13 protein-coding genes are annotated in these 13,672 nt (G+C 41.2%); all 13 read left to right on the top strand.

Features of this window, described 5'->3' with window-relative positions; genetic code table 11:
- Positions 1-62 precede the first annotated feature (62 nt).
- Positions 63-872, top strand: a complete 810-nt coding sequence (locus tag ACFQ19_RS00415) for a flagellar hook-basal body protein (protein ID WP_379589884.1) — start codon at positions 63-65, stop codon at positions 870-872.
- A gap of 13 nt (positions 873-885) precedes the next feature.
- Positions 886-1,704, top strand: a complete 819-nt coding sequence (locus ACFQ19_RS00410) for a flagellar hook-basal body protein (protein WP_379589882.1) — start codon at positions 886-888, stop codon at positions 1,702-1,704.
- A gap of 106 nt (positions 1,705-1,810) precedes the next feature.
- Positions 1,811-2,143 carry a DNA-directed RNA polymerase subunit beta gene (locus tag ACFQ19_RS00405; protein ID WP_379589881.1) on the top strand — a complete coding sequence of 111 codons (333 nt, stop codon included), beginning with the start codon at positions 1,811-1,813 and terminating at the stop codon, positions 2,141-2,143.
- A gap of 97 nt (positions 2,144-2,240) precedes the next feature.
- Positions 2,241-2,660, top strand: coding sequence for a 3-hydroxyacyl-ACP dehydratase FabZ (fabZ, locus tag ACFQ19_RS00400; RefSeq protein WP_379589880.1), 420 nt, complete (start codon positions 2,241-2,243; stop codon positions 2,658-2,660).
- 180 nt (positions 2,661-2,840) lie between these two features.
- Positions 2,841-3,074: a hypothetical protein gene (locus tag ACFQ19_RS00395; RefSeq protein WP_379589879.1), complete on the top strand. Its 234-nt coding sequence runs from the start codon at positions 2,841-2,843 to the stop codon at positions 3,072-3,074.
- Between the two features lie 257 nt (positions 3,075-3,331).
- Positions 3,332-4,198, top strand: a complete 867-nt coding sequence (locus tag ACFQ19_RS00390) for an efflux RND transporter periplasmic adaptor subunit (protein WP_379589878.1) — start codon at positions 3,332-3,334, stop codon at positions 4,196-4,198.
- A gap of 3 nt (positions 4,199-4,201) precedes the next feature.
- Entirely contained in the window at positions 4,202-7,279 is a 3,078-nt protein-coding gene (locus tag ACFQ19_RS00385; RefSeq protein WP_379589877.1) for an efflux RND transporter permease subunit, read from the top strand.
- 301 nt (positions 7,280-7,580) lie between these two features.
- Positions 7,581-8,489: a dihydrodipicolinate synthase family protein gene (locus ACFQ19_RS00380; protein ID WP_379589876.1), complete on the top strand. Its 909-nt coding sequence runs from the start codon at positions 7,581-7,583 to the stop codon at positions 8,487-8,489.
- Between the two features lie 39 nt (positions 8,490-8,528).
- Complete coding sequence (locus ACFQ19_RS00375; protein WP_379589875.1) at positions 8,529-9,554, top strand: LacI family DNA-binding transcriptional regulator; 1,026 nt, start codon at positions 8,529-8,531, stop codon at positions 9,552-9,554.
- 2 nt (positions 9,555-9,556) lie between these two features.
- On the top strand, positions 9,557-10,525 hold the full coding sequence (locus tag ACFQ19_RS00370) for a tripartite tricarboxylate transporter substrate binding protein (RefSeq protein ID WP_379589873.1): 969 nt from the start codon (positions 9,557-9,559) through the stop codon (positions 10,523-10,525).
- Positions 10,526-10,563: 38 nt separating this feature from the next.
- Positions 10,564-10,998 carry a tripartite tricarboxylate transporter TctB family protein gene (locus ACFQ19_RS00365; protein ID WP_379589871.1) on the top strand — a complete coding sequence of 145 codons (435 nt, stop codon included), beginning with the start codon at positions 10,564-10,566 and terminating at the stop codon, positions 10,996-10,998.
- An 11-nt stretch (positions 10,999-11,009) separates the two neighbouring features.
- A complete protein-coding gene (locus tag ACFQ19_RS00360) occupies positions 11,010-12,488 on the top strand; it encodes a tripartite tricarboxylate transporter permease (protein WP_379589870.1) in 1,479 nt (492 codons plus the stop codon).
- 164 nt (positions 12,489-12,652) lie between these two features.
- On the top strand, positions 12,653-13,654 hold the full coding sequence (locus ACFQ19_RS00355; protein ID WP_379589869.1) for a dihydroxyacetone kinase subunit DhaK: 1,002 nt from the start codon (positions 12,653-12,655) through the stop codon (positions 13,652-13,654).
- Positions 13,655-13,672 lie beyond the last annotated feature (18 nt).

The raw sequence follows: 13,672 nt of genomic DNA, 5'->3' as shown, positions 1-13,672 counted from the left end.
GTGATTTTTTCTTATACTGCCAGCCCTGATTTCAATCGTTTGGATGATTAGGAGGGAGCTTTGTGTTAAGAGGTTTATATGGAGCGGCGAGCGGAATGATAACACAGCAGCGGCAACAGGAAGCATTATCTAATAATATTGCCAATGCGAATACGCCGGGATACAAATCGGATCAGACGGCAATTCGGGCTTTTCCGGAATTATTGGTTCAGCAAAGCGGCGGTCAGAACACCATCCCCACAACACAAGGAGGATTTAATATTCCCGGATCCCGTCAATTAGGCGGAATGAATACAGGAGTATATGTGCAAGAGACGATTCCTCGTTTTTCCCAGGGAGATATCGCGGAATCAGGAATGCCGACAGATGTTGCGATTCAGCAAAACGAAGTCCCTGATGAAAATGGAGCCATTTTCTTCGCCGTTCAAAACGAGGATGGGGATGTCCGTTATACACGAAATGGGAATTTCACAATAGATGCAGACGGTTATCTTGTGAATGGACAAGGATATTATGTTTTAGATGAGGACGGCGAAAATATTCAAACAGACGGAAACGTTGATACTATCACCCCGGAAGGCGTTATTCCGACAGCAGACGGAGAGGTAACACTCGGTATGCAGTATGTAGCGGACGTCAATACCTTGACCAAGGAAGGCAATGACCTTTTCGAGGGGGATGCCGAAGCGGTGCCCGCAGAAGCTGCATATACATTACAGCAGGGCGCGTTGGAACAATCCAATGTAAATACGGAACAAGCGATGACTGATATGATGAACGCGTATCGCTTATTTGAGAGTAATCAACGCGTTTTACGGGTATATGATGAAAGTCTGGGCAAAGCCGTTACAGAAGTTGGCCGATTAACTTAAGGAGGAATATAAGATGTCACGCATGATGAATCAAGCAGCAGTAACCATGAACCAGATCCAGAACAAACTGGACGTTATCGGCAATAATATTTCCAATAACAATACAACGGGATATAAAAGCAGACAAACCGAATTTTCCTCCTTGTTAAGCCAGCAAATCGATAATTTAAATGCCCCGGAAAATGTGGAGGGCAGGTTGACTCCTGACGGCATTCGTGTCGGAACTGGAGCAGGATTAGGCCCCATTCAGTTAAATCAGCTGCAGGGCAGTACGACGGAGACAGATCGGGCTTTGGATGCTGCGTTGACAGAAGAGAACACATTTTTTCAAGTGAACCGGACAGAGAATGGGCAGGAAGAAACAGTCTATACAAGAGACGGTTCTTTTTTCCTTTCGCCAATTGAAGGAGACACGGTAGCCTTGACAACTGCAGATGGTCACCCTATTATCGGTAACGACGGCCCCATAGAAATTCAAGACGGCTTTGATGCGATTGAATTAAATGATCAGGGGCAACTGATCGTAAAAAGAGGGGATGAGCAGGCAGCAGAAGCGAAACTGGCTATTGCGGAAGCGATACGGCCCAGCGCTTTAGAAGCAGAAGGAGATAATTTTTTCACAGTCTCCGCAGAAGCGGATATGGATGAAATCATGCAAGCATATGAGGGAGAAGACGCTGTGATAAACCCGAAGGCATTGGAACAATCCAATGTGGACTTATCGCAGGCAATGACCGATATGACTGCAGCTCAGCGGCTTTATCAGCTTAATTCACGCTCTATTAGCATGGGAGACCAAATGTCTGGATTAGTAAATACGATTCGCTCGTAAACCTCCACGACTGCTGGTGTTTCGTAAGTTATATATCGTTTGTGTTCAAGAAGCAGGCTTCACGCTTATCACCTTTTTGGACAGCTATTTGTAAGGAGTTACAGAAATGACTAAAAATCCATCTTCACAGCATACCTCACACAAACCTGAACAAGCATCAGCTGCAGTCAGTGAGGAACAAGCAGGACAACAAGAAACTTCCAGAAAGACAGAAAAGAAAGAAAAGCAACAGCGTAAATGGGAAGCGAAACGCAAAAGGCCCAGGTTACGTATCTTTCCAATCTGGTTACGGATTATCGTTATTTTAATATTTGCTACAGCGGCTTTCATTATTGGATTAATGATTGGGTTTGCGGTACTTGGCGATGGTTCTCCGCTGGATGTTTTACGCTTAGAGACGTGGCAGCATATTATTGATATTGTGAATAAAACAGAGTAAAACATATTCGAAGATGGACGGGTATGTTTTCTGCGTTTATAGGGTTTTTTAATGAAGTTAGGATGAATTTGTACATACATAAAGGAGTTGAACAAGAATGGATATTCAACAAATTAAGGAAGTACTTCCGCATCGTTATCCGTTTTTATTAGTAGATCAAGTAAAGGAAATAGAGGAAGGCCAAAAAGTGACAGCTATCAAAAATGTCACTGCAAATGAACCTTTTTTCCCGGGTCACTTCCCTGATTATCCGGTTATGCCGGGCGTCCTTATTTTAGAAGCCCTTGCCCAAACCGGAGCAATTGCTGTTTTAGGCATCGAGGAGAACAAAGGCAAAATCGGATTGTTGGCAGGCGTAGACAAATGCCGCTTCAAACAACAAGTAACACCGGGAGATCAGCTGGAACTTACCGTCGAAATTATCCGTATGAAAGGACCTATCGGCAAAGGGAAAGGTACAGCAACCGTTAATGGGAAGGTAGCTTGTGAAGCAGAAATCACCTTTGCGATCCAATAATTCAAGTGATAAAGGCAGAGACAGCGTCTATATCGTATGAGTTCTCGTGTTCCCAGCAGCCAATTAGAATGAAGAACCAATAAATTTCCTAAATGAATAGAAAGAAAATAATGTATGATTCCTCCTTTCCAGGACAACCTAATCACGAACAATAGGTTATTGCAGAAGGGAGGAATTTTTATGAATAAAGTACTTTTAAAAGTTGGTGCTTCTGCCTTGGCTCTTACATTGATGGCCGGATGCGGTACATCCAATGATAATAATGAGCCAGCAGATGAAAATCCAAACATGGATCAAGAAGAAAGACAAGATAACATGAACGAAGAAACCAATGATCAAAGTGACCGTAATGACCCAATGGATGAAGATAACTTGGATGAACAAGAAAAAAATCAACGCGACAATAATAACTAATCCCACGTAAACCACAAAGAAGAAGGTCAGATAATCTCCCCGATTATTCCCTTCTTCTTTTTTATGAATGGTACATATATAAATGATTATTTCGAACAGCAGAACAAGTTTCTGACGGTTTTTTCGAAATAATTATACTAAAAATAATAATTTTGAAACAAATGATGTATCACCTTCGTACTACAAAAAGGAATAATAATATTTGAACAAGAGCCAGTATAATCTGGATAAAAGATGGAAGGAGTCAATGCACACTCATGAAAAAAAGTATTGGAGCAATCGGATTCATTTTTATCCTGCTTATTTTAGCGGCATGTACAGAAGACGACAATGAAGCCGCAGAAGAAACGCAGGAAGAAGGGGTGACTTCTGTACAAACAGATGATGTTAAAGAAGGAGACCTGACACGGGAAAGAACATTTCATGCCTGGCTAGAAGCTTCCGAGACGACCCCGGTGATGATAGAACAGCCATTGGAAGTAGATACGTTAGAAGTGAATGTTGGTGATACAATAGAAGAGGATGAAACAATTGCTACATTGACGATGGATGGTGATTCACAATCTGTAGATGCACCAGAAGCCGGGGAGATTATTCAAATCCAGGCAGAGGAAGGAGAAAATATCGATCCGGAAGAGCCTTTTATTATGATTGCTGATACGGATGAGTGGAAAGCAGTCGGAAACGCATCTGAAAGCATACTTAACCTTTTCAATATAGAAGATGAAGTGACTGTCACAGTTAGTGGAGAAGAAAAAACAGCGACGATAACTAACATCGACCGGGTGCCGGATGATACCGGGTTATACCCTGTGACAGCTACATTTGAAGCAGGAGATACATCCCTTGTTTCCGGAGCAGTCGCTAAAATAGCAGTGAACGAAACCGTAGAATCAGATACGCTTCTTGTCCCGACAGAAGCCGTTGTAGAAAATGCAGGAGAATCTTTCGTATTTGTGGTAACAGAGGAAGGAACGGTAGAAGAGCGGGAGATTTCTGTGGTTGCCATGCAATCGCAGCAAACAGCGATAGAAGGAGATATGGAAGCAGAAGAAGAGATTGTCATAACAGGACAATCCGGATTAGAAGACGGCGATGCTGTTGAAGTAGTGAAAGGGGAATAGATTGTGAAGCAGCTTATAAGAACTTCAGTAAAACGACCAATCGGCGTCATCATGATTATATTAGCTGTTCTTGCATTAGGGTTCATGTCCCTGCGTAATCTTGCGGTCGATCTTTTCCCTGAAATCGATTTGCCGGTAGCCGTTGTTGCGACAAACTACCAAGATGCAGCGCCTGAAGATGTTCAGAATACCATTAGCAGACCGCTTGAATCAGCTGTGAGTTCCGTAGAAGGAATAGATACTGTTCAATCGCAGTCGCAATCCGGTTCGTCTATGGTGATGATGATGTTTCAAAATGGCACAGATTTAGATCAGGCTTTACTAGATGTAAGAGAGCAAGTGGACCAAGTGCAAGGAATGCTGCCTGAAGAAGCAGGTGATCCGAGTATTCTCCGTTTCAGTCCGGATTCTCTCCCAGTTATGTACTTGGGGCTGACAGGGGATGATTTAGCACAATTGACGGAAATAGCAGATCAGCAAATCGTTCCTTTCTTTGAAAGACAAGAAGGAGTAGCCTCTGTCACGATTGAAGGGGGCTTGGAAAGAGAGATACAGATTGAATTAGATGAGGCAAGTCTGGAACAGTATGACCTGACGCCACAGACGGTCATGGATACACTTGGAAGTGCCAATAGTTCTTCTTCTATCGGGACGGTGGAACAAGGGAATCAGGATTTACAAATTCGCGTGACCGGTGAATTTGAAACCATAGAAGATATTGAAAATACACAGATACAGTCTGAATCAGGCGGTGTTGTTCACATTTCCGATATTGCTACCGTAGAAGATGATTTTAAAGAAGCATCCTCGGAAACGATGGTAAATGGCGAGCATGCTATTGTCCTTTCTGTAATGAAACAAACAGATGCCAACACAGTAGAAGTGGCCAATAATATAGCGGATGCGATGCCGGGAGTTACGGAAGATTTGCCGGAAGGGCTCGGTCTCAATACCATTATTGATACATCCGACTTTATCGAGATGTCTATCGATTCGATTATCAATAATATTCTCATCGGCGGGGCTATCGCCTTTATCATTCTGCTCCTGTTCTTAAAGAGCGTCCGTGCGACCATTGTGATTGGTTTATCCATACCGATTGCGATCATTGCCACCTTTGTATTGATGTATTTTACAGGTCAGACATTGAACGTGCTCTCTTTAGGCGGGCTAGCGCTTGGGATCGGTATGATGCTCGATTCTTCAATTATTATACTGGAGAATATTTTCTCCTACCGGAGGAGAGGCTATAGTTTATTTGAAGCGGCAACCAAAGGATCGATTGAGCTGGCACCGGCTGTTATTGCTTCGACAACAACAACATTAGTCGTGTTTTTGCCAATCATCTTTGTAGAAGGAATGTCATCGGACTTATTTACACCGCTGGCATTGGCAGTATCTTTCTCATTGATTGCCTCTTTGGTCGTTGCAATCACGTTAGTACCGATGTTTTCTTCTAAACTATTAGCAAATGTGATGGAAGGTTCCGGAAAGAGATATTGGTTTGAGCGGTTCTTGAATTGGCTGCGGAATCGTTATAGCGGCGGGCTGAAGAAAGTTCTCAAATTCAGAAAAACAACAGTGCTTGTCACCCTGGCAGCGATTATTGGAAGCTTATTCCTGATTCCGAGAATTGGAATGGAATTTATGCCTTCTGCCGATCAGGGCCAAGGACAAATTACGGTGGAAACTCCGCCGGGAATCAGCTTAGATTATACGATTGATATAACAGAACAAGTCGATGCTATTTTGGCTGATTATGAAGCATATATGGATGTCAGCTATGTCACTGTCGGATCAGCAGATATGACAGGAAGTATGAATCAGTCCACCTATACGATGCAATTATTGCCGGCAACAGAACGAGATCGGTCTACCGACGAAATCATGTTGGAAATCGATGAACGTGTCCAACATATCGCCGGTGCAGATATTACAGCTTCTTCCATGGATGGCGGCATGCAGATGGGAGACCCGGTGACCATTCAATTAAATGGACCTGAAAATGATACGTTGATAGACCTGTCGGAACAGGTACTTACGGAAATAGAAGCAATTGACGGCGTGACCAACACCTCTTCGGCCGCAGAAGACGGTATTCCACAAATGGAGATTCATGTTGATGAAGATCTTGCTTCCAGCTATGGTCTGACGGAAGCACAGATTACAAACCAGCTGGAAATGAAATTCTCCGGCCAAGTTGTCGGTCAATATCGCGAAGAAGGCCAGGAAATCGATATGACGCTTTCTTATCCGGAAGAAGAACGGACAAGTATAGAAGATTTGCTGGACACAACCATGCAATCCCCATCCGGAGCTGCGGTTCCATTAGAAGAGCTTGTAGAAATCGAACAAGTTGAAGGGCCGCAAACGCTCTTAAGGGAAAACCAACAGGCACAGATGAATGTGAGTTCCGGCGTCGTAGGCCGAGATTTGGGAAGTGTTGTAACTGATATTGAAACAACACTCGACCAAATGCCTTTCCCGGAAGGTTATTCGTACAGCATAGGCGGTCAAGCAGAAGATATGGAAGAAGCTTTTATCGAACTCGGGCTGGCGCTTATATTCTCAATTTTCTTAGTGTATATCGTACTTGCGGTACAATTTGAGAACCTGCTGCAGCCATTTATCATTATGTTTGCATTGCCAACTACCATTATTGGTGTCATTTGCGGATTATTTATGACAAATATCCCTCTCAGTGTCGCCGGATTTATCGGTCTCATTATGCTTGCTGGTATCGTGGTAAATAACTCGATTGTGCTCGTAGACTATATCAATATTCTGCGCAGGCGCGGGATGGACCAGATGGAGGCTATTATAGAAGCAGGACGCTCCAGACTGCGCCCGATTCTGATGACATCCCTCACGACGATTTTGGCGATGATTCCATTAGGATTAGGGATCGGTGAAGGAGCGGAACTTCAGCAGCCATTAGCTGTTACCATTATTTTTGGATTAACTGTTTCTAGTATCTTTACGTTATTCTTTGTTCCGGTTATTTATCTTATCTTTGATAATATGACGAAGAAAGTAACGGGGAGAAGAAGGCGGAAGAAAGCGACTAAGGCAGAAAAATAAAGGAAAACGCGATACAGTAGAGATTTTCAGCATGAAAATGTATTTGATAAGTTGCATTACAATTCATTTCAAAGTCTTTCAGGAAGAAGAAACGCTTTCTGAAAGGCTTTTTTTATCTGGCTTACATCATCTTAAATAAATTTTGAAAAAAGTTGTTGCATTTTTAAAAAGATGCCTATATAATACATAAACAAGAAAACGTTTTCCGTTATGTGTATCCATTATATAATGGAAATCTATTATTTTTTTAACAAAAAGGAAAACGTTTTCCGGTGTATACACAATTATGGGAGGGCTTTCAATGAAAAAATTATATGGAATTACGACAGCGATGGTAACACCATTTACAGATGAAGGACAGATAGATTTAGAGAAAACAAAAGATGTGACCGATTTTCTAATCAATAAGGGAGTGGATTGTCTTTTTCCGCTTGGTACAACAGGGGAAATGAATAAGTTGAGTGTAGAAGAAAGAAAGCTTGTTGCAGAAACAATTGTTAAACAAGCAAATAATCGTGTCACTGTTTTTATACAGACAGGAGCACAAACACAGGAAGACACCATCGAACTGGCACAGCATGCAAAACGTATCGGTGCTGATGGTATCGGCGTGGTAACCCCGTATTTCCTAGGTACCAATGATGCAGAGATGGAAGAATTTTATGTAACAGTTGCGAAAAGCGTTCCATCTGATTTTCCGATTTATTTATATAATATCCCGCAAGCGTCTGCTAATGAATTATTACCAGAGGTGGCGCAGCGCATCGCAGATAGAACAGAGAATGTGATTGGTATTAAATACAGCTATCCGGATTTTGTCCGATTATCGGAGTATCTCCATATCAATAACGGTGATTTTTCAGTGTTAACAGGAACAGACAGGCTGCTTTTGCCAGCACTTGCAATGGGATGTGACGGGACAGTATCCGGTGTTTCCAGTGCATATCCGGAACCTTTTGTTGCTACATATCAAGCATATCAGGAAGGGGATATAGAAAGTGCCCGAAAATATCAGAAAGAAGCTGCAGCCTATTGTGTCGCGCTGAAAGGCGGAGCAAATATGTCGTACTTTAAAGAAGCGTTAAAACATCGGGGAGTAGATGCTGGAGTAATGAAAAAACCACAGTTGGATCTTCATCAGAAGGATATTGCTTCTTTAACAGATGAATTGAAATCACTTGAAAGACATTCAGCAACGATTCAAGTATAATTCACTGTGTTGAATACACAGATGGAGGCTTGAATAGAGATGAAAAAAATAACAATCAGAGAAGTTGCTAAGGAAGCCAATGTAGCTATCAGTACGGTTTCGAAAGCGTTAAATAACACAGGATATGTCAGTGAAAGTACAGCTAAACGTGTCCAGGATGCTGTTTTTAAACTCCGTTATCAAGTGAATGCAAACGCACGCAGTTTAAAAGCGGAGCGAACAAATAAAATAGGGTTGATTGTTTCCTATATAAATAATCCTTATTTAATGTCCATTGCCAAAGAGATTGAAGAAACAATTCGTTCCATAGGCTGCCATATGATTTTAATGAGCCATAATGATGATACAAAACAGGAAAGTGAACTGATCCAGCTTATTTTAGAACAGCAAGTAGATGGTTTGGTATTGGTCCCAACAGGAGGAAACAAAGCGTTAATTGAAGATGTACAAGAACGTGGAATTCCAGTTATTGCAGTGGATAGACTAGCTGATGGCGTTGTAACCGATAGTATTGAAGATGATAATTACTATGGTTCCTATGAAGCTATTTCTTATTTAAATAAGCTGGGTCATCATAAAATTGCGCTTTTATATGGGCATCGAAATCATTCTAATGGTCGCGGACGGTACCAAGGTGCAGTAGATGCAATGGAAGAGCTGGGAAATCCGGTCGATGAAAGATATATCCGTCAAGGCTGGTTCCACGAAGAAGAGGCATACCGGGAAACGAAGGAAATGCTATTACTTCATGAGCCGCCAACAGCTATATACAGTTGTAATAATACGATGACAAAAGGTGCTTTAAGGGCGCTTATCGAGCAAGACCTCAAAGTTCCCGAGGATATGTCTATCATCGCATTTGGTGATAGAGAACAATGGGAATTAATCACTCCTAAGCTTACATTGATTACGCAGCCGATGAAGCGAATTGGTACGGAGGCAGCAAGTTTATTGAAGAATCGGCTGACATTAAAAGAAGTTTATGAACCGAAGCAGATTGTAATTAAACCGAAATTGGAGATTGGAGAAAGTTGTGCGCGTTTAAATACAAATAAAGAGGGATGATAATGAACAGTATGTATAAAGTTTTAATCGGATTACTGAGTATTGTGTTCCTTGTAGGGTGCAGTACAACAACGCAAGAAAGTATCGAAAATTACCCGGATGAACAAATTAGTTTAGTTGTGCCTTTTGATACAGGGGGCGCCTCTGATATGGTTTCCAGGGCAGTGGCTATGGAAATGGAAAACGAATTGGGCGTTCCCGTTGTGATTATTAATAAAACAGGAGGTTCAGGAGCGATCGGTGTCTATGATGTAATGGCATCATCTCCTGATGGTTACAGAATTGGTTATGTACCGGTGGAATTATCCATGTATGAAAGTCTGGAAATTGCTGATGTTCCACCAGAAGAATTTGAATATCTTAGTCGGATTATGACGATACCGCCTGCGATTACTGTACCGGCTGATGCACCGTACGATACGTTGGAAGAATTTCTTGACTATGCGGAGGAACATCCGGGAGAAATCCAAATAGGGAATTCCGGAACGGGTTCTATATGGCATATTGCCGCAGCTGCCTTGGCTCAAGAAACAGGAACTTCTTTTAATTATGTCCCGTTTGAGGGAGCTGCTCCAGCAGTCAGTTCACTACTCGGCGGTCACATCGATGCCGTTTCTGTAAGCCCGTCTGAAGTTAGGGCAGGTATAGACGGTGAGGATTTAAAGGTGCTTGCTGTTATGGGAGAAGAGCGAGATCCGCTTATACCTGATGTTCCCACCCTTCAAGAAGAAGGGATTGATCTTACATTAGGAGCTTGGGGAGGATTCGTTGCACCAAAAGATACACCACAGGAAATTGTAGATGCATTAGATCATGCAATTGAACAAAGTATGGAATCGGATACATTCAAGCGGTTGGCAGAAACGAACGGGCTGACCCCTGCGTATTTATCCAATGAAGATTTTAAGGATTTTGTTTTGGGAGAATACGATTTTTACAATGAATTTATTCCAACAATTCAGATGGAATAATGTATTGGCAAAAATGATAGATGAGGGGAGGAAATATAATGAAAAAAGCCAATCTGATATTTAATGCTATATTATTTGTGGCGATTGTTTACTTATTCGTTTTAACTTTCTTTTTCCCGACTCGTTTTGGAATAGAGGATTCAGGACCGGCAATTTTCCCAAGATTCGCACTTATTGGTCTGTCCATTCTTTTGCTGATAGATACAATATCTACTATTCGAAAAAATGGTAATATTCCTTTATTTACACAAGAAGAGAAAAAGAAATTAGTCCGGTTTATGTTGTTATTAGCGACCATTTTTGTTTTTGTACTTCTATTAGGCAAAATAAATTTTATTATTCTATCCTTAATCAGTTTGTTTATCGTTAGTACCATTTTTAAACTCAAATGGATGACATCAGTGATGACGTCTGTAGTATTAACCTTGTTTATTTATTTTGTTTTTGTTGAAGGGTTAAATATTGTTCTTTAGGAGGTGTTTATGTGGATACAATCATTCAATTATTTCAACCGAGTGTGATTCTCTTTATGATACTTGGATCTGTACTGGGGTTATTTATCGGAGCCCTTCCCGGATTGACAGCAACGATGGGCGTAGCTGTTTTAACACCGCTTACGTTTTGGCTGGAACCGGCAGACGGACTGGCTATGTTGATTGCCATTTACTGTACAGCCATTTTTGCAGGGGATATACCAGCTATTCTAGTAAATACCCCGGGGACTCCTGCTTCTGTTGTAACGACATTTGATGGATATAAATTGACGCAGAAAGGAAAAGAAGGGATAGCGCTCGGTATTAATGCCATCTATTCCGGATTAGGCGGTCTTGTAAGTGTGCTGTTCTTAATCGTTGCTTCCGTGCCGATATCGCGATTTGCGCTTAGCTTTGGACCAGCAGAATATTTTTCCCTGGCGGTATTTGGTTTATCCATTATGATTAGCGTTGCTTCCAAATCAATTATAAAAGGTCTCATCTCGGGATTTATCGGCCTGTTTATTATTACAATTGGTTTGGACCCGATAATGAACATTCCGCGCTTTACATATGGCTATCCTCCGTTATTGGAAGGTTTTTCTTTCATTCCGGTAATGATTGGTTTATTCGGTTTAGGGGAAGTATTCAGCCAAATGTTGGGCAAAAAAGAGAATATTAAAGTAGAGAAAAGAAAAGTAGGACGAATTATCCCTACAAAAGCAGAAAGAAAAGAAGTACGGCGACCGTTTCTAGTCTCTTCTGTTTTAGCAACATTTATTGGTGCTATTCCTGGAGCAGGAGGAGATATTGCATCGATGATTTCCTGGAACCAGAATAAAAATATGTCAAAAGGAAAGAAAAAAGAGGAATATGGGAACGGCTCCCTTGGAGGAGTAACATCAGCTACCGTATCAAACAATGCTGTAATCGGTGGAGCTTTTACAACGATGATGACATTGGGGCTTCCTGGTGATGCAGTAACTGCCATATTGATCGGATCATTAATGATGTACGGTCTTGACCCCGGTCCGGCTTTGTTTACAGATAATATTGAAATGGTGCATTTGATCTTCGGGCTTTTGATCATTGCTAATATTTTAGTGATTGTCATCGGTTTATTAGGATCGAATTTATTTTCACGCATCATGCTTATTAAACAGGAAATTATCTGGGTAGCAATTATTATTTTCTGTGTCATTGGGTCTTACGCAATTAACAATTCCTACTTCGATGTGTGGGTTATGGTAATAGCAGGAATAGCCGGTTTCCTATTTAAGAAACTCGACATTCCATTAGGACCGCTTATTTTAGCGTTGATACTTGGACCTATGGCGGAATCAAACTTCCGCAGAGCACTGGTTATCAGCCAGGGGGATGGGATGATGATTTTTCTAACGAGTCCAATTGCTCTCATTTTATTGACTGTTGCAGCTGTTTCCATTGTTATACCGATTATACGCAAATTAAAAGCAAAAGAATCTTTGTAATCAAACATGAAAGAAAGGGCTTCTTTAGGAAATATATTCTTTCAATAAAGGACAACCATCGTATTAAGATCAGTTGATTCATAAAACAATCCTGAACCATGCCGGTGGATATACTTTCTATCAATAAAAGGTTACCTATTAAAACATAATTGGAGGAGAACATAATGAAAAAATTTATTAATAAACCAGAGAATGTTGTAAGCGAAATGTTAGAAGGATTATTAACAGCTCATTCTGATTTATTGAAATCGGTTGAGAATAATCCAAAAAATCTTGCCAGAAAAGATGCACCCGTACAAGATAAAGTTGCTATTGTTTCCGGAGGGGGTTCTGGACATTTACCTCTGTTCCTAGGCTATATCGGAAAAGGCATGCTCGACGGAGTAGCAGTAGGAGAAATCTTTGCTTCTCCAAGTTCCAAACAAATATTTGATATTACAAAAGAAGTAAACAGCGGAAAAGGCGTTCTTTATTTATACGGAAATTACGGCGGCGACGTTATGAATTTTGATATGGCTTCCGAAATGGCGGAAATGGAAGACATTGAAACTGCTACAGTCATCGGTACAGATGATGTTGCCTCTATGCCAAAAGGACAAGAAAATCAGCGAAGAGGGGTAGCAGGATTATTTTATCTATATAAATTGGCAGGCGCTAAAGCGGAAGAAGGAGCTTCTTTAGAGGAAGTAGCAGAAGTAGCGAAACGAGCCAACCAATCTGTCAGAACAATGGGTGTAGGGCTGAGCCCATGTATATTGCCAGAAGTAGGGAAACCGTCCTTCACAATAGAAGAAGGACAAATGGAAATTGGTATGGGAATTCACGGGGAGCCCGGCTATTATAAAGGAGAAATACAGACTGCTGATGAAGTTGCTGAGACCATTGTTTCCAATATTTCCAGTGATTTAGCATTAGAAGCAGGAAATGAAGTTTCTGTTTTAGTCAATGGTCTTGGAGCGACTCCGTTAGAAGAGCAGTATATCATTTTTCGCAAGGTGAGCAATATATTCCAAGAAAAGAATATTACGATTGATAAAGTATATATAGGCGAATATGCAACTTCTATGGAGATGGCTGGTTTATCAATCTCTGTGTTGAAATTAGATGATGAACTGAAGAGGCTTTTAAATACACCTTACACGACACCTTTCCATGTTCAAGTTTAAGAGAGGAGATGATGAAAA

The sequence above is a fragment of the Oceanobacillus locisalsi genome (assembly GCF_042675985.1).
Classification (GTDB): Bacteria; Bacillota; Bacilli; order Bacillales; family Amphibacillaceae; genus Oceanobacillus; species Oceanobacillus locisalsi.
Note: the sequence above shows the minus strand (reverse complement) of the source record. Positions and strands in the feature narration are given on the sequence as shown.